This is a genomic window from Labrys sp. WJW (genome assembly GCF_001676615.1).
In the GTDB taxonomy this organism is placed as follows: domain Bacteria; phylum Pseudomonadota; class Alphaproteobacteria; order Rhizobiales; family Labraceae; genus Labrys; species Labrys sedimenti.
The window spans coordinates 30,515-46,187 of record NZ_LYXZ01000011.1; the positions used below are offsets into that span (position 1 = coordinate 30,515).

16 protein-coding genes are annotated in these 15,673 nt (G+C 64.0%); 10 read left to right on the forward strand and 6 right to left on the reverse strand.

The features are described from left to right. Positions 1 to 55 precede the first annotated feature (55 nt). Entirely contained in the window at positions 56 to 1,402 is a 1,347-nt protein-coding gene (locus BA190_RS06955) for an MATE family efflux transporter (RefSeq protein WP_068284600.1), read from the forward strand. A gap of 11 nt (positions 1,403 to 1,413) precedes the next feature. On the opposite strand, the gene BA190_RS06960 is transcribed toward BA190_RS06955, so the two are convergent. Together BA190_RS06960 and BA190_RS06965 are read right to left on the reverse strand one after the other, a co-directional pair. Further along, the gene (locus BA190_RS06960) at positions 1,414 to 2,358 is read right to left on the reverse strand and encodes an alpha/beta hydrolase fold domain-containing protein (protein ID WP_068284601.1); all 945 of its coding nucleotides are present in this window, start codon (positions 2,356 to 2,358) and stop codon (positions 1,414 to 1,416) included. A 34-nt stretch (positions 2,359 to 2,392) separates the two neighbouring features. Beyond that, positions 2,393 to 2,650: a hypothetical protein gene (locus BA190_RS06965; RefSeq protein WP_068284602.1), complete on the reverse strand. Its 258-nt coding sequence runs from the start codon at positions 2,648 to 2,650 to the stop codon at positions 2,393 to 2,395. A gap of 219 nt (positions 2,651 to 2,869) precedes the next feature. Here BA190_RS06965 and BA190_RS06970 point away from each other — a divergent pair, with 219 nt between their 5' ends. Beyond that, positions 2,870 to 4,456 (forward strand): gamma-glutamyltransferase family protein, encoded by a 1,587-nt coding sequence (locus tag BA190_RS06970; RefSeq protein ID WP_068284603.1) that lies wholly within the window; start codon positions 2,870 to 2,872, stop codon positions 4,454 to 4,456. Positions 4,457 to 4,581: 125 nt separating this feature from the next. Further along, positions 4,582 to 5,286: a DUF1045 domain-containing protein gene (locus tag BA190_RS06975; RefSeq protein WP_068284605.1), complete on the forward strand. Its 705-nt coding sequence runs from the start codon at positions 4,582 to 4,584 to the stop codon at positions 5,284 to 5,286. A 126-nt stretch (positions 5,287 to 5,412) separates the two neighbouring features. Here BA190_RS06975 and BA190_RS06980 read toward each other — a convergent pair whose 3' ends face one another. Next, on the reverse strand, positions 5,413 to 5,787 hold the full coding sequence (locus tag BA190_RS06980) for a helix-turn-helix domain-containing protein (RefSeq protein WP_068284610.1): 375 nt from the start codon (positions 5,785 to 5,787) through the stop codon (positions 5,413 to 5,415). A gap of 103 nt (positions 5,788 to 5,890) precedes the next feature. Between BA190_RS06980 and BA190_RS06985 the strand changes: the two genes are divergently transcribed. From BA190_RS06985 to ribB, 6 genes are all read left to right on the forward strand, one after another. Further along, positions 5,891 to 6,904, forward strand: coding sequence for a zinc-binding alcohol dehydrogenase family protein (locus BA190_RS06985; RefSeq protein ID WP_068284613.1), 1,014 nt, complete (start codon positions 5,891 to 5,893; stop codon positions 6,902 to 6,904). Between the two features lie 320 nt (positions 6,905 to 7,224). Further along, positions 7,225 to 7,872 (forward strand): DUF1007 family protein, encoded by a 648-nt coding sequence (locus BA190_RS06990; protein WP_068284614.1) that lies wholly within the window; start codon positions 7,225 to 7,227, stop codon positions 7,870 to 7,872. Further along, positions 7,869 to 8,849 (forward strand): nickel/cobalt transporter, encoded by a 981-nt coding sequence (locus BA190_RS06995; RefSeq protein ID WP_068284615.1) that lies wholly within the window; start codon positions 7,869 to 7,871, stop codon positions 8,847 to 8,849. Before BA190_RS06990 ends, BA190_RS06995 begins: the two co-directional genes overlap by 4 nt. A 144-nt stretch (positions 8,850 to 8,993) precedes the next feature. Beyond that, the gene (locus tag BA190_RS07000) at positions 8,994 to 9,440 is read left to right on the forward strand and encodes a sigma factor-like helix-turn-helix DNA-binding protein (protein ID WP_068284617.1); all 447 of its coding nucleotides are present in this window, start codon (positions 8,994 to 8,996) and stop codon (positions 9,438 to 9,440) included. Beyond that, positions 9,437 to 9,787 carry an anti-sigma factor gene (locus BA190_RS07005; RefSeq protein ID WP_068284619.1) on the forward strand — a complete coding sequence of 117 codons (351 nt, stop codon included), beginning with the start codon at positions 9,437 to 9,439 and terminating at the stop codon, positions 9,785 to 9,787. The genes BA190_RS07000 and BA190_RS07005 overlap by 4 nt, the downstream gene beginning before the upstream one ends. Positions 9,788 to 9,866: 79 nt before the next feature. After that, complete coding sequence (gene ribB / locus BA190_RS07010; RefSeq protein ID WP_068284621.1) at positions 9,867 to 11,162, forward strand: 3,4-dihydroxy-2-butanone-4-phosphate synthase; 1,296 nt, start codon at positions 9,867 to 9,869, stop codon at positions 11,160 to 11,162. A gap of 16 nt (positions 11,163 to 11,178) precedes the next feature. Here the strand turns inward: ribB and BA190_RS07015 are convergent, their stop codons facing one another. Next, the gene (locus tag BA190_RS07015; RefSeq protein ID WP_068284623.1) at positions 11,179 to 11,652 is read right to left on the reverse strand and encodes an Lrp/AsnC family transcriptional regulator; all 474 of its coding nucleotides are present in this window, start codon (positions 11,650 to 11,652) and stop codon (positions 11,179 to 11,181) included. A 160-nt stretch (positions 11,653 to 11,812) separates the two neighbouring features. Here BA190_RS07015 and ald point away from each other — a divergent pair, with 160 nt between their 5' ends. Beyond that, positions 11,813 to 12,931, forward strand: coding sequence for an alanine dehydrogenase (gene ald, locus BA190_RS07020; RefSeq protein WP_068284625.1), 1,119 nt, complete (start codon positions 11,813 to 11,815; stop codon positions 12,929 to 12,931). Between the two features lie 62 nt (positions 12,932 to 12,993). Here ald and BA190_RS07025 read toward each other — a convergent pair whose 3' ends face one another. Continuing rightward, positions 12,994 to 14,064 carry a sulfotransferase domain-containing protein gene (locus BA190_RS07025; RefSeq protein ID WP_068284631.1) on the reverse strand — a complete coding sequence of 357 codons (1,071 nt, stop codon included), beginning with the start codon at positions 14,062 to 14,064 and terminating at the stop codon, positions 12,994 to 12,996. A gap of 573 nt (positions 14,065 to 14,637) precedes the next feature. After that, a complete protein-coding gene (locus tag BA190_RS07030; protein ID WP_068284632.1) occupies positions 14,638 to 15,609 on the reverse strand; it encodes an L-threonylcarbamoyladenylate synthase in 972 nt (323 codons plus the stop codon). Positions 15,610 to 15,673: the final 64 nt, after the last annotated feature.

Consider the following 15,673-nt stretch of genomic DNA (forward strand, 5'->3'; position numbering starts at 1 on the left):
CGCGTGCACCTGGCGCTCCGCCGCCCGGATTGCACCCGCTTGCCCGGTATCCGCCATGTCATCGTCTCCCGCCTCCTGCCCCCTATGGCGTCTCTATCTCGGCATCCTCCTGCCGATGATGCTGACCAATGTCCTCCAGGCCGCCTCCAGCACGCTCGACGGCATCTGGATCGGCCAGTTGCTCGGCCTCCAGGCCATTGCCGCGGTATCAGCCTTCTTTCCGATCCTGTTCCTGGCGCTCTCGCTGGTGATCGGCCTGAGCAGCGGCGCCGCCGTGCTGATCGGCCAGGCTTGGGGAGCAGGCGATCGCCCGCGCGTTCGCTGCATCGCCGCCACTGCCACCGTGATGATGCTCGCCCTCAGCCTGCCGATCGCCCTGTCCGGCCATTTCGCCATTCCCGGCCTGCTGCAGGCCCTCGGCACGCCCATGGCGATCCTGCCGGCGGCCATCGACTATGCGCGCCTGATGACAATGGGCTGTCCTGTGATCTTCCTGCTCTGGCTCGTCACCTCGATGAGCAGGGGTGTCGGCGATGCCGTCTCGCCACTCTTCGTGCTCCTCCTCGCAACGGCACTGTCTCTCGCCGCCACGCCGGCCCTGATCGAGGGCTGGGCGGGACTGCCTCGTCTCGGTGTCGCAAGCGCCGCCGTCTCCACCATCGGGGCCTATGCATTGTCGCTGCTCTGGCTTGCCTGGCACTGGCGTCGTCGCCGGCATCCGCTGGCGCCGTCGCTGTCCCTTGCCTTCGACATCTCGTTCGTGCCGGCCATCCTGCGCATCGGCTTGCCGACGGCCGGCCAGATGATGAGCCTGGCGGTGGCGGAACTGGTGCTGCTTGGCCTGGTAAACCGGCACGGCATCGGCGCAACCGCCAGCTACGGCGCGATCAATCAGATCATGAGCTGGGTACAGTTCCCGGTGATGTCGCTGGGCATCACGGCGACGGTCCTGGCCTCCCACGCCATCGGCGCTGGCAGGCCAGGCGCCGTCGGGCCTATCCTGGCCACGGGGCTGCGTCTGAACCTGGTTACGACGGGCGCCTTCGTGACGGCTGCCTATCTGATTGCCCCGGTGGCCATCGGCCTGTTCATCACGGATACTGCCACGGCTCTTGCCGCGGTGGACCTGCTGCGCATCGTGCTGTGGAGCGTGGTGCTCGCCGGCTGGTCAGCGGTGCTGAGCGGGGTCATGCGGGCGGATGGTACGGTCCTGGTGCCGACGGGGTTGTTCGTGGCCGCTATCGCCCTGGTCGAGGTGCCGCTGGCCTGCCTACTCGACGCGAAGCTCGGCCTGTCCGGTATCTGGATCGGCTATGCGGCCGGGTTCGCCGCGAATCTGTTGTTTCAGGCCTGCTATTACAGCCTGGTCTGGTCGAAGAGGCCGGTGCGGCTATTGACCTGAGGGGCCGGAAATCAGGCCGGATGGGCCATCTTGCCGTCCGGCCGGAAGCGCGCATTCAACAGATCGCCGATCTGCCTCCGCGCTTGTATGGCCTCCGGCAGCGGCAGCAGCATCCAGGCATGCACCATGCCGGCCTGCTCGAGGAGTTCGACGGGCTGTCCCGCCGCCTCCAGGCGCTGCACCAACCTGTGGGCCTCGGGATTGAGAAGATCGGCCGTGCCGGTCATGATGGCGACCGGCGCCAGCCCCCGCATTTCGCCATAGAGCGGACTGATGCCGGGATCGTCCAGCGGCAGGTCACCGGCATAGAGGCGCGCCGCCGCCCGGGCTGCCTCCGGCGTGATCACGGGGTCATGCGGCCGATGGGCCAGCGTCGCCGGGTCGTCCATGGTGAGGTCGAGCCAAGGTGAGAGCAGGACGACCTGGCCAGGCTGGGGGTGACCGGCCGCGACCAGGGCCTGGGCCAGTGCAAGTGCCAGTCCGCCTCCGGCCGAATCGCCCATCACCGCCACACGCTCCGGTGCAACGCGGGCGCATAGATCGGTGTAGTGCGCCAGCGCGCTCGCCAGCACGTCGCGGTGATCGTTTTCCGGAGCCAGAGGATAGAAAGGCACCGTGACGCTGCAACCGGTACGGCGGATCAGATCTTCGAGGAAGCGCCAATGCAGGAAGCTGATCGCGAACGAATAGGCGCCGCCATGCAAATAGATGAGATGGAAGGGCGCTGTCCCGCCATCCCGGGGTCCGAGGTGGAATACGCGGTCACCATGCACGATTTCCTGCCGGATCTCGCAGAGATTGCGCAAACGGGCGGACGGCAACGCGGGGCCGGTCCGACGGCTCAGGCGGATCAAAGCCTTCAGAAAAGGCGGCCTCGCCCACTCCTTGACCCTGAGCAGGCGAAACAGGCCGTGGAGCGAGCGCGCGGCGAGGCTGCTTTCGGCGGCTTCCGCCATCCTGCCGCCGGATGGCGGTTCAGGACCTTTCGCCTTAGGAGCCGGCGCCTTCACGCTTGAAGATCGGCTCGACCCGGCTGGCCTGCCTGAGGAAGACGAAAATGGCATAGAGGGCGATGAGGCCGAACACGCCTTGCAGAATGACCTCGGCCGTGGACCCAAGCTGGAAAAATCCCGCCAACGCCCAGCCGGAAGCCCAGGCCGCACCGAGCAACTCGGTGCCGATCAGAATGGCAACCGAGCAAATGGTGATCAGGCTGGTCCAATTGATGGATCTGTCAGAGCTGGACAAAGGCGGCTTCCTGGCGGCTTCCGTGAACGTCGTCTCTTGCCTCTATACCATCGCGCCGCGCTTTGCTACGCCCCTTGTGGAATGAAGCACGCTGGAGCGCATCGGCACTCTTGCGCTAACGCCTTGTTTTCAGGTGCCTTTGCGATTCCCGGCGGATCGCAGGGCGCGTGAGATGACAAATCGTCCATATAAGTCTTCGCTTGGAAAGCCCCCTGCTCCATGGAACCCCCCGTTTTCGGTCACGCTGCCGTCGCCACGCCCCATCATCCGGCCAGCGAGACCGGCCAGCGCATCCTGATCCAGGGCGGCAACGCCATCGAGGCGATGATCGCCATGGCGGCCACCATCGCAGTCACCTATCCGCATATGAATGGCATTGGCGGTGACGGCTTCTGGCTGGTGGCCGACAGGAGCCGCCGCGTCCGGACGATCCAGGCCTGCGGCCCTGCCGGTAGCCGGGCCTCGATCTCGGCTCTGCGCGATCTCGGCTATGACGAAGTGCCATCTCGCGGTGTCCTTTCCAGCCTGACCGTTCCCGGAGCAGTAGGCGGCTGGCAGATCGCTGCCGAGATGGCCAGGGCCTTCGGCGGCCGGCTGCCCATCGGCGTGTTGCTGGAAGACGCCATCCGTCATGCCCGCGACGGCATCGCCGTTTCGGCCTCGCAAGCCCGCGTCGAAGCGGCCGACATCGATGAACTCAGGGCCGTGCCGGGCTTCGCCGCCCATTTCATGCCATCCGGCGAAGTCCCCAAGGCCGACGACCGCCTCCTTCAGCCGGCCCTCGCGGGTCTGCTGGAGCAGCTTGCCCATGCCGGGCTCGACGATTTCTATCGTGGCGACGCGGCCCGTGAGATCGCCGCCGATCTCGACCGCGCCGGCGCCCTCGTCACGCGGGAGGATTTCCGGCGCTATGAAGCACGGCTGCGCGAGCCGCTGAGCCTCGCCCTGCCGGGGGTCACGCTCCATAGCCTGCCGCCGCCGTCGCAAGGCCTGTCCACCCTGGTCATCCTCGGCCTCGCCGAACGCCTCGGCCTCAAACGGGCGGGCGGCTTTGAACACCTCCATGGCCTGATCGAGGCGGCCAAACGGGCATCGGCCATCGGCCATCGCGAGATCACAGATCCTGCCGTAATGGGTGCAGATCCGGGTGCCTTCCTCACCCCTGCCTTCCTGGAGCGCGAAGCCGCTGCGATCTCGATGGCACGTGCCGCCCCTTCCCCGCTGCCGGGCGCCAAGGGTGACACCGTCTGGATGGGCGCGATCGACCAGGAAGGCCTTGCCGTCAGCTACATTCAATCGATCTATTGGGACTACGGCTCGGGCCTGGTCCTGCCGAAGACCGGCCTGCTGATGCAGAATCGTGGCCGGGCCTTTTCGCTCGACGCCCGCTCCCCCCGCGCTTTGGCCCCCGGGCGCCTGCCCTTCCACACCCTGGCCCCGGCCATGGCCCTGTTTGCCGACGGACGGGTGATGCCTTTCGGAACCATGGGCGGCGAGGCCCAGCCGCAGATCCTGGCGCAATTGTTCTCGCGCTATCGCCTGGGCGAAGGCCTCGCTGCTGCCGTCGATGCTCCTCGTTTCGTCCTCGCTCGCGACGAGAAGATCCAGAAATCCGTACTTCAGCTGGAAGACAGATTCGACGAAAGCCTCCTCAACGCGCTCGACCGCGCCGGTCATCCCATCGACATCGGCCGGCCCTATGCAGACAGCTTCGGTCATGCCGGCGCGCTCGTCCGTCACATCAGGGACGGACGCATCGAGGCCGTGCACGACCCGCGTGCCGACGGCGGTGCACTTGGGCTCTAGTTCATCGAGCCGAAGGGGGACATTGGCCTTTTAATAAAAGGGTCTTGGAAACAACACATTACGGCATCGACCTTACCTCCGGGATCAAGTTCGATGCTGCAGAGCAGGTTTATGGACGTTTGAGAATGGCGACACGCTACGCGATCTATTATGTGCCCGCTGCAGATACGGCCCTCTGGCGCTTCGGCAGCGAAGTCCTGGGCTACGATGCCTTCACCGGCCGGGATGTGCCGCAATGGCATCCTGCCCTTACCCCTGCTTCCGCCTGGCACGAGATGACTGCAGATCCCCGGCTCTATGGTTTTCATGCCACCTTGAAGGCCCCCTTCCGCGCTGCCGAGGGCGTGGACGAGGCGGCTCTTGCATCGGAGCTCGTCGCCTTCGCCAAGACCCATCGGCCCGTCGATCTCGGCGCCTGGGTCATCCGGCCGATTCCCTCCTCGCGCGATGGCCGCGCCTTTCTCGCCATGGTGCCGGCAGAACCGCCGGCTGAGCTGGCCGCCATCGAGGCCAGTATCGTCAGGCATTTCGACAGGCTGCGCGCGCCGCTCACGCCCGCCGAAATCGCTCGCCGCAACCCGGACCGCCTGAGCGAGCGCCAGCGCAGCTACCTCCATGCCCATGGCTACCCGCATGTGCTCGAAGAATTCCGCTTCCACATGACGCTGTCGGGCGCCATCGAGAATGCCGCGGCCATCGGCGAATGCCTGGACGCCCGGGCCAAGGAGCTGGAGGTCGCCCGTCACCTTCGCATCGACCGCCTCGGCCTGTTTCGCCAAGAGGATGGCGGGCGTTTCCAGGTGATCGACGTCGCCATGCTCCAGGGCTAGAGCGTTTTCCAGAAAAGTTGATAGACTTTTCGATTAAGAAAACGCGTCAAAACAAAGAGATAGAGCAAAGTGCGATTCAGAGAAATCGCACTTTGCTCTAACGGAGGCGGCTTTCCCGCGATGGAATCAGGCCGCGTCCGCCCTCTCGGCGGCATGCGGCTTGCCATAAAGGTTGATATTGGCATCCCCCCAGGCTTTCAGCGCCAGCAGGACCGGCTCCATGCTGCGGCCCAGCGGCGAGAGGCTGTATTCCACCTTGGGTGGCACCTGCGCATAGACCTTGCGCTCGATCAGTGCATCCTCCTCCAGTTCACGCAACTGGTTGGTCAGCATGCGCGGCGTGACATTGGCGATATGGCGCCGGATCTCGCTGAAGCGCAGCGTGCCCGAGAGCAGATGGAACAGGATGATCGACTTCCATTTGCCGTCGATCAGGCCGATGGCGGCCTCGACCGAACAACCCGGCGTGCAGTCGAACCGCGAATGGCGCGCTTTGGCCATGACAGTATCCTTTTTGATACTATAGGCGTTTTTTGTGCATATTGACGATGATCGATCATAGGGACAAGTTCCGCCCATAGCAATCAGCGACGAGGAACGAGCCATGAAAGCAATCGGATACAGGACGGCCGGTGCCATCGACAGCACGACGGCGCTCGAGGACGTCGAGCTGCCCCGGCCCAAGGCAACCGGCCGCGACATCCTGGTCGAGGTCGCGGCTATCTCCGTCAACCCGGTCGATACCAAGGTGCGCCGCAGGGCTTCGCCCGAAGCAGGTGAGTGGAAGGTGCTGGGTTGGGACGCGGTCGGCAGGGTGGCCGAAATCGGCGAGGCGGCAACCGCCTTCAAGCCCGGCGACGAAGTGTTCTATGCCGGCTCGATCACCCGGTCCGGCGCCAACAGCCAGTTCCATCTGGTCGACGAGCGCATCGTGGGCCACAAACCCCAAAGCCTCTCGAATGCCGAGGCTGCGGCCCTGCCGCTGACGGCCATCACGGCCTGGGAGATGCTGTTCGACCGGCTCGACATTCGCCGCCCCGTGCCCGGAGCAGCCAATGCCATCGTGATCATCGGCGGCGCCGGCGGCGTTGGCTCGATTGCCATCCAGCTCGTCCGCGCGCTCACCGGCGTGACGGTCATCGCCACCGCCTCGCGCCCGGAGACGCAGGACTGGGTCCGCGAGTTGGGCGCCCATCACGTCGTCGACCACGGCAAGCCGATCGCCGAACAGATCGCAGCGCTCGGGATCGGAGCGCCCGCCTTCGTCTTTTCCACCACCGAGACCCACCGTCATCTCGACGAGATCGTCGAGCTGATCGCCCCGCAGGGACGGTTCGGGCTCATCGACGACCCCGAGGCACTGAGCATCATGGGCTTCAAGCGCAAGGCGGTCTCCATCCATTGGGAGCTGATGTTCACCCGGGCGATCTTCGAGACGCCGGACATGGACGAACAGGGCAAACTGCTGAACGAGGTCGCCACACTGATCGATGGAGGCAGGATCCGCACGACGCTCAGCCAAGCGCTGCGTCCGATCAATGCCGAAAATTTGAAACAGGCGCACGCCCTGATCGAAAGCGGGCGCGCCAAGGGCAAGATCGTGCTGGAGGGCTTCTGAGAAACGCGAGCGGCATGCGGGCGCGGAAACCCCGCGCCCGTGAAGAGTTCGGGACAACTCGGCCGCGTTGACAGGTTCCGAAGCCGGAAGCTGTTATCAAACAGCGGGCAATCCGGGACCAAACGCCGTAGCGTTTTGCGATGAGATGGAATCACGTCGAATTGCAAAGACGCGCCGAACCGACGAACTGGAGCAATAAAGGGTTCAAGCCTGAACGTGTTTTGCGCTAGGGAGCGCCATGCTTCCGCCCCACTCAGCGGGTTACAACCCTTCGGGTGGTGAATCGCTACAGCTACCGCCCTCTGCAAACCGGATCGTTCATGCGTTCGCTTCTTCTCGCCACCGTGCTGCTCGGCTGTCTCATTGGACGAGCTGCAGCCCATCCGCATGTCTTCGTCAATTCGGCCAGCGAGATCGTCTACGACGACAAGGGGCGGGTAACCGGTGTCAAGCAGAACTGGACCTTCGACGAGGCCTTCTCTTCCTATGCCACGCAGGGGCTGCAGCAGAACGCGAATGGTGGCTACACCCGCGAGGCTCTCGCTCCGCTGGCCCAGACCAATGTCGAGAACCTCAAGGATTTCGGCTATTTCACCTTCGCCAAGCTCGGCGGCAAGGAGCTTTTGTTCAAGGATCCGGTCGACCCCTATCTCGACTTCACCAACGGCGTCCTGACCCTGCATTTCTTCCTGCCCCTGTCCTCCCCGCAGACACAAGGGCAGAAGGCCCTGGCGATCCAGATCTACGACCCAACCTATTATGTCGCGTTTACCCTGGATGACGAGACGCCTGCCAAGCTCAACGGTTCCCCACAGGGTTGCGCACTCAACGTCATCAGGCCCAAGCCGCCGAGCGAAGACCAGAAGGCCGCCGCCCTGCAGCTCGACGAGGCCTATTTCAGCGCATTGGACCAGAACAAGGATTTCGGCGCCAAATTCGCCAACAACATCCAGGTGAACTGCCCGTGACGACGGGCAAAGGCCGGATTTACAGGCGGGTCGCGCAGGCGGCACCGGCCGTGCTGGTCCTGCTGCTGCTGGCCGCCGGCGAGGCCTTCGCCCAGAAGAGCACGCCTTTCGGCATCAGCCGGCCGGAGCAATCGATCACAGGTCCCGCCAGTCCCTTCCTGGCCTGGATCCTCACCGAGACGGCGCGCTATTATCAACTGCTCGTCGATGCCTTGAAGGAATCCAAGCAGAACGGCACGGCCAGCGTGGCGCTGATCACCCTCAGCTTCGGCTATGGCGTCTTCCATGCTGCCGGCCCGGGCCACGGCAAGGCGGTGATTTCCTCCTATCTGTTCGCCAATGACGAGGCCGTCAAACGCGGCATCACGCTGTCCGGCGCCTTCGCCCTTGTGCAGGCGCTGTCCGCCATCGCCATGGTGTCGGTGCTGGCGGCCATCCTGAACGTCACGGCCCAGACCATGGATGCCTCCACCCTGATGCTGGAGCGTCTCTCCAACTTCATGGTGATGGCCGTCGGCGCCTGGCTGTTCTGGCGCAAGGGCCGCGCTCTCTGGGGCCTGATCGCCGCTCGTTTCGGCCTGCCCGGCGCCAGTATCCATGTCCATGACGCCAATTGCGGTCATCTCGCCTTGCCGACCGACAGCGAAACCGCCAAGCGCAACAATGTGCGGGCCATCCTCGCTGCGGGGCTGAGGCCGTGCACGGGCGCCATCATCGTGCTGGTATTCGCCTGGCGGCAGGGCATCTACGGCTCGGGCATCATCGCGACATTCGCCATGGGCCTGGGCACCGCCCTCACCATCGCCATCATCGCCACCGTCGCAGTGATGGCCAAGAGCCTTGCCGTCCGCCTTGCCGCCCCGCAGAGCTTTGCCGCTGCCATCACGGTGCGCACGCTCGAAATGGGCCTTGCCTTCATGGTCTTTGCGCTCGGGCTCATCCTGCTGGCCGGCGTGATAAATTTACCCTCTGCATAGGCTCCGCCATCGCCAAAATGCTTGGCCCCCAAAAAGGCGCGCAGTATGATGCGTCAGGGCGTGCCGAGACGTGCGCCCAGCACGGATTTCCGGCTCAATCCGCAGGGAGAAGCGGCCAGCCGGGGGCGGCCGGAGGATCGACCGATGGGCCAGCAGATAGAAGCCGTCGTCCAGCGCCTGAGGCGCTTTGCCCGGGCGCTCAGCCATGATTCCGATGGGGCGGATGCGCTGGTCCTGGAAATCCTGTCGGCACATGAAGGCAAGCGCCTCGACTATCCCCGCCTGCTCACGGCGCTGATCGCCCGCCGCCGCGACCTCGACGACCGGGAAAACCAGCTCAAGGCACAACGGCCGCCGATGAAGGCTGGCTGCTCTAGCCATCCCGACATCCTGCGCGCCTTCGATCGCCTGCCCCTGACCGATCGCGAGGTCCTGGCACTGATCATCATCGAAGGTCTGGATTATGAGACGGCAGCCACCGTGCTGGCGGTGCGCGAAGAAGCCTTCATCGCCCGCCTCACTCGGGCCCGCGAGGCCTTTTCGCGCCAGGTGGACGGCCAGCGCCATGCCGTGCTGCGGATCGTGAAATGACCGAACCGACCCGTATTCCCGACCGAATCTTCAACGCCCTTGTCGATGGCCGGCTCTCCGCGCGGGTGGAGCGCGAAACGCGCGAGGCGCTGGAAACCGATCCCCAAGGCAACGAACGCGCCGCGACCTGGCAGCGCCAGAGCGAGGCCCTTCATGCCGCCCTCGCCCCCATCGCGCGCGAGCCCCTGCCTCTTTCGATGATGCTGAAACTGCGTCACGACAAGCCGGTTGCCTGGCATCGCGACAGCACGCTTTGGACTTATGTCGGCATTTTCGCCGCCGGCATCGCCGTCGGCCTGGCTTTCGACCTCGCTCTACCCACCTTGCGAGCCCTGATTGGCATCTGATATTTCCATTTTTCAGTAATACTGAAATTCATTCAACATTTCGGTTGAAATTAAAATTCTTCGTGCCTACCTTGGCACCATGAAACTCGACGCTTGGCTCAAACAGACCGCCACCCCCCGCAGCGCCTTCGCCAAGACGGTGGCGCTGTCGCCTGCGAGCATTACCGCCCTGTGCAATGACGAGACGGCGTGGATTTCCCGCGAGACAGCCGCGCGCATTGCCGAAGCGACCGGCGGCAGCGTCACCCCCAATGATTTTCTGGGCCTTGCCCCGGTTCGAGACCCCCTCAAGGAGACTGTCGTGTCCCATCAGAAGATTCAGGCCGCCATCGAGGCCTTTGCCCGTGGCGAGATCGTGGTGGTGGTCGATGACGACGACCGCGAGAACGAAGGCGACCTGATCATCGCCGCAAGCCACCTCACCACCGAGAAGATGGCCTTCATCATCCGCCATTGCTGCGGCATCGTCTGCGCACCGCTGACGGTGGAAGAAGCCAGGCGCCTGCGCCTCGACCCGATGGTGTCACAGAACGACGCTCCGCTCGGCACGGCCTTCACCGTCACGGTCGACGTCAAGCACGGCCTCACCACCGGTATCTCGGCCGAGCAGCGCGCCAATACGGTCAGGGCACTCGCCAACTCCAACATGGGCGCCACGGATTTCGTGCGCCCCGGACACATCTTCCCACTGATCTCGAAGGAAGGCGGCGTGCTGATGCGCTCCGGCCATACCGAGGCGGCTACCGATCTGTGCAAGCTCGCCGACCTGCCCCAGGTCGCCGCGATCTGCGAGCTCGCCAACGATGACGGCACCGTCAAGCGCGGCCCCGAAGTCGTGGCCTTCGCCGAAACCCATGGCCTGCATGTGGTGTCGATCGCCGATCTCATCGCCTTCCGCCAGGCCCGCGAAAAGCTGGTCGAGCGCGTGGCGACCTTTACCGTGGAAAGCGAGATCGGACCGCTCACGGCCTATGCCTACACCACGCCCTATGACGAGGTGCAGCAGCTCGCCTTTGTCTACGGCAAGATCGGTGATGGCGAGAACGTACCGACCCGCCTGCACCGCGCAGACGTGGTGACGGATGTGTTCGGCGGCGCCAAGACGCTCGGCAGCTCCCTCGCCAAGTTCAAGGAAGCAGGCCGGGGCGTGATCGTCTATCTGCGCGACGGCACCGCGGGCGTCCCCATGGTGACGCACGGCTCGGACCACGGTTCGGAGGCCGTACGCAACGAACAGTGGCGCGAGGTCGGGCTCGGCGCCCAGATCCTGCGCGACCTCGACGTCTCGTCGATCAAGCTGCTCTCGACCAAGCCGCGCACCTATATCGGGCTCTCGGGCTTCGGCATCGAGATCAAGGGCACCGAAACGGTCTGAAGACCGCCCCCTCTCCTTACACCGGCAGCGCGGTCGTCTTCTTGACGCTGCGCAAAGCCAGCGTCGATTGCACGCGGACCACACCGGGAAGCTGAGTCAGGATCTCGGTGTGGATGCGCTCGAAATCAGCGGCATCGGCATAGGCGACCCGCACCATATAGTCGGCGGCACCGGCCAAGAGGCAGCATTCCGTCACCTCGGGATGGCGCTGGATCGCCGCCTCGAAGGCATCGAGCGCACCGCGTCCCTGCTGGTCCAGCGTGACGAGCACGAAGGCCACCCCCGGCAGGCCAGCTTCCTTCTCGTCGAGCAGCATGACATAGCGCGAGATCAGTCCGCGCTCTTCAAGAAGCTTGACCCTCCTCAAGCAGGCGGAGGGCGACAAATTGACCTTCTCTGCCAGGTCGACATTGGTCAGGCGCCCATCGGCCTGCAACAGCCTGAGAATGGCACGGTCGCGGATATCGAGCGAGATCTCGGATCTTGGCATAAACAGCGATCATTGGATCAATTTGTCGCATACTATGCGACAGAACGCCCTGAACACCAGACTTTTCCGCGAGAAATTGCGCGATTTCCGCGCCAACATGCCTTTCTAGCCTAAAGCCCGACGACAAGGGCTGGCTTCATCACCATACAAGGCGAAAACAATGCTGATCGGCGTCCCCAAGGAAATCAAGGACAATGAATTTCGCGTCGGCTTGATCCCATCTTCCGTTGCGGAATTGGTGCATCACGGCCACAAGGTCTGGGTGGAAACCAATGCCGGTGTCGGCGCCGGCCTCTCGGACGCCGATTATATCGGCGCCGGTGCCGAGATCGTCGACAATCCCGACATCCTCTTCGCCAAGGCGGACATGATCGTCAAGGTGAAGGAACCGCTGGCGGTCGAGCGCAGGAAGCTGCGCCAGGACCAGATTCTGTTCACCTATCTCCACCTGGCTCCCGATGCCGAACAGACTCATGACCTCGTCGCCTCCGGCGCCGTCTGCATTGCCTATGAGACCGTGACCTCGGCCACCGGCGCCCTGCCCCTGCTGACGCCGATGTCCGAAGTGGCCGGTCGCCTGGCACCGCAGGTCGGCGCCCACAGCCTGGAGAAGGCCCAGGGGGGACGCGGCATCCTGCTGGGCGGCGTTCCCGGCGTTCCGGCAGCCGAGGTCGTCATTCTCGGCGGCGGCGTCTCGGGCACGCATGCGGCGACCATCGCGGTCGGCATGGGTGCGAAAGTCACGGTGGTCGACCGCTCGGCCGAGGCTCTCAAGCGGCTTGCCGCCCAGTTCGGCACGTCGATCTCCACCGTCTTCTCGACCCGCTCGGCCATCGAGGAGCTGGTGAAACGCGCCGACCTCCTGATCGGCACCGTGCTGGTTCCGGGCGCGGCGGCTCCCAAGCTCGTCAGCCGCGACATGGTGCGCAGCATGAAGCCGGGCGCGGTGATCGTCGACGTGGCGATCGACCAGGGAGGCTGCATCGAGACCTCGAAGGCGACCACCCATTCGAACCCGACTTATGTGGTGGATGGCGTGGTGCATTACTGCGTCGCCAACATGCCAGGCGCGGTGGCGCGCACCTCGACCTTCGCGCTCAACAACGTCACCCTGCCCTTCGCGGTGGCGTTGGCCGACAAGGGCTGGAAGCAGGCGCTACGCGACGATGCGCATCTGCGCAACGGCCTCAACGTCGTGGATGGCAAGATCACCTGCCGCCCGGTCGCAGAAGCGCATAATCTGGCTTATGTCAGCGCAGAAAGCATTCTGCAGGCCTGACCACGACGGCGACCCGGGGGCATCGGCAGGGATACCCCCGGCGCGACCTTCTCAGGGCAAGCTCAGTGCGATGACGCAGAGGCTGCCGCGTCGGTTGTCCTGAATGGCACCGGAACCGGCCTGACCTTGGTCCGCGTCAGGAGCTTGGCAGCGACGAAAACACAGGCAGCCGGCACGATGAGATCATCGATGCGCCCGCCCATCAGCGAGTTTGGAATCAAATTATACAGGAACGCGTAATAAAGAGCCGCAATGGCCAGTAATCCTGCCGCTATGAGCGGGTTCCGTCTTTTGCCGAGCAGCCTCACCTTGCGCCTGAAATAGCGCCTCGCCCGCATCGCAAAGGAAGGACGATGCGTCGCCCTAGCCGTAGCGGGAAGCGGCGACGGCGCGGCAACCTGGTCGGTCCCCGCAGCCAGAATACGCGCTGCCTGTGTCTTCATCATCTGGACATAGGGGTCATCCTGAATTTCAGGATAGGCCGCCAGCATGTCCATGATCATCATGACCGTCTCCGGCTTGAGGTCCATGCCCCGACCGGCTTTGCCGACATTGATGCGGCTGCCCTTGGATTTCGCAGCCTCCAGACCGGCGGTAATTTGCGCCGTGCTTGCCGGGATACCGGCAAACGTCAGCATCTCGCCTACTGCCTTGTCCGGATCGGCAATGAAATCCTCATACATGAAGATCCGGGCGGCCTTCGAGCTGCGCCAGCCCATGTAGAAATTGATATACCAGGGCATCGCCAGCATGGCGATCATGTGCTCGAGTTCGGCTCGGTCCCGGCTTAAATGCTGCTTGTCGAGATAGAAAAAGGGATTTACCGGGCTCTCGCGATGCACATGATCCCGAATGCTGACTACGACATCGAAAAGGCTGCGGATCAGGACGATGATGGAGACATCGTATTCGCTGCACAGTTCCTCGGTCCAGGTGCTATGCTTGATGTGGTGCTGCGCGACGTAGTCGAGCTTGGCGTTTTGAGCCAGGCAGATTTCACAAAGTTCCTGTTCGCGGCGTCCGTAACTTGGAATCAAATTGATTGAATTAAGGTTCACCGCGTTTGCTATGGCGCTGCTTATGAATGTCGAAGCCGATTTCGGCATGCAGGCCACAAGAACATGGTGCGACATCGCGTCTCCTTCGCTCGAACAATTGATCTCCATGATCGGGTGTTGTCTTTGCTACTCAGCGCCCCCCAGCAACTACCCAGCGTCACATCACAGGAAACATACTTTCCCGGCTGGTTCAACCTACGGTTAGTCTCAGTTTTTTCGCAAAGGCCAGCATTCGGCGGTCGGACGATAAGAGAACGCCGACTCTCGTCCAAAGTTCCAGGTTCGGCAAACCATTCAACAGTTGCGCGTCTTTCTGAGCGCGCCCGAAAACATTGCAATACCTATCACTCTGGAATCGTTACAAAAATGACTTTGGATGGAGCACGTCGGGCCGGAGGCCACCAAGGTCGAACCAAGAGGCGGGGACACGCTGAATTCGCTGTCGGCCCCTGACACCAACTGGCTAGTCCACTCTCATCCGATCAACAAAAATTTATTCCTCGGGGACTGGACCTTCACCCGCAGCGACCAGGAAGCAAGACAGCGAAGGGCGGAGTCACATGATCGGCGGCATGAAACGGTGTTATGGAACCTCCATCCCTGTGATGTCAGCCCTCCCGTCAACAGGCGAGTCGCCGGCCAGCTGCCCTATCGTTCGGCGGCAGCGCGAGCGAGCCTGTCGCGTATCGCTTCTCCCAGTCCGTCGCCGGGAATGGGAGCGACGGCTATGGCATGAATGTCGGCCCGATCGAGCAGGCGCAGCATGCCGAACAGATTGGCGGCGGCCTCGGTAAGGTCACCGCTCGGACTGAGATTGGCAGCGATACGAGCCCGCCCATCCCCACCCGGGCCAAAGCCGAGCCAGGCCTCGTCCGGTCCAGCTTCCTCGGCATCGAGCCTGACATGGGCCCGAGGCGCATAATGGGACGCCAGCATGCCGGGTGCCACCGGCTCGTCGCCGGCGCCCTCGGGGCCTTCGGCCAGGGCGAAGCCGAGCACTTCCTCGATCATGTCCCGCGAGAGTCCGCCGGGACGCAGCATCGCCACGCGATCGCCGAGGCAGGACAGGATCGTCGATTCGACACCGACCTTGGTGGCGCCGCCATCAACGATGGCATCGATGCGGCCATCGAGATCGGCGGCGACATGGGTTGCCGTCGTGGCACTGACATGGCCGGAGCGATTGGCCGAGGGTGCGGCGACGGGACGGCCGACCGCCTCGAGCACGGCATGAGCCACGGGGTGGTCGGGTACCCGCAGGGCCACGCTGTCGAGCCCGGCGGTGGCAATCTCGCTCACCGTGCAGGTCGGCGCCTTCGGCACCACTAGAGTCAACGGCCCCGGCCAGAAGGCCCGGGCCAGGCGCTCGGCCGCAGGCGAGAAGACGCCTTGGCCACGGGCGAGTTCGAAAGAAGCGAGATGGGCGATCAACGGATTGAAGCGCGGACGGCCCTTGGCCTCGTAGATGCCGGCGACCGCCCGTCCGTTGGTGGCATCGGCGCCCAGGCCATAGACCGTCTCGGTGGGAAAGGAGACCAGCCCGCCCTGCGCCAGGATATGTCCCGCCGTCGCCAGGGAGGATGGATCGGCCCCGAGATGCAGAGTGTTTCGATGTGTCATCCGGGCCTGCCGTCCGCTCTTTTGTTGATCGATGCGTGATGCGCCATTGCCCGTAGCCACGCAT

Coding starts and splice junctions, on each gene's coding strand:
- BA190_RS06955 (WP_068284600.1), top strand. CDS start 56: ATGTCATCGTCTCCCGCCTCCTGCCCCCTATGGCGTCTCTATCTCGGC.
- BA190_RS06960 (WP_068284601.1), bottom strand. CDS start 2,358: ATGGCGGAAGCCGCCGAAAGCAGCCTCGCCGCGCGCTCGCTCCACGGC.
- BA190_RS06970 (WP_068284603.1), top strand. CDS start 2,870: ATGGAACCCCCCGTTTTCGGTCACGCTGCCGTCGCCACGCCCCATCAT.
- BA190_RS06975 (WP_068284605.1), top strand. CDS start 4,582: ATGGCGACACGCTACGCGATCTATTATGTGCCCGCTGCAGATACGGCC.
- BA190_RS06980 (WP_068284610.1), bottom strand. CDS start 5,787: ATGGCCAAAGCGCGCCATTCGCGGTTCGACTGCACGCCGGGTTGTTCG.
- BA190_RS06985 (WP_068284613.1), top strand. CDS start 5,891: ATGAAAGCAATCGGATACAGGACGGCCGGTGCCATCGACAGCACGACG.
- BA190_RS06990 (WP_068284614.1), top strand. CDS start 7,225: ATGCGTTCGCTTCTTCTCGCCACCGTGCTGCTCGGCTGTCTCATTGGA.
- BA190_RS07000 (WP_068284617.1), top strand. CDS start 8,994: ATGGGCCAGCAGATAGAAGCCGTCGTCCAGCGCCTGAGGCGCTTTGCC.
- BA190_RS07005 (WP_068284619.1), top strand. CDS start 9,437: ATGACCGAACCGACCCGTATTCCCGACCGAATCTTCAACGCCCTTGTC.
- ribB (WP_068284621.1), top strand. CDS start 9,867: ATGAAACTCGACGCTTGGCTCAAACAGACCGCCACCCCCCGCAGCGCC.
- BA190_RS07015 (WP_068284623.1), bottom strand. CDS start 11,652: ATGCCAAGATCCGAGATCTCGCTCGATATCCGCGACCGTGCCATTCTC.
- ald (WP_068284625.1), top strand. CDS start 11,813: ATGCTGATCGGCGTCCCCAAGGAAATCAAGGACAATGAATTTCGCGTC.
- BA190_RS07025 (WP_068284631.1), bottom strand. CDS start 14,064: ATGTCGCACCATGTTCTTGTGGCCTGCATGCCGAAATCGGCTTCGACA.
- BA190_RS07030 (WP_068284632.1), bottom strand. CDS start 15,609: ATGACACATCGAAACACTCTGCATCTCGGGGCCGATCCATCCTCCCTG.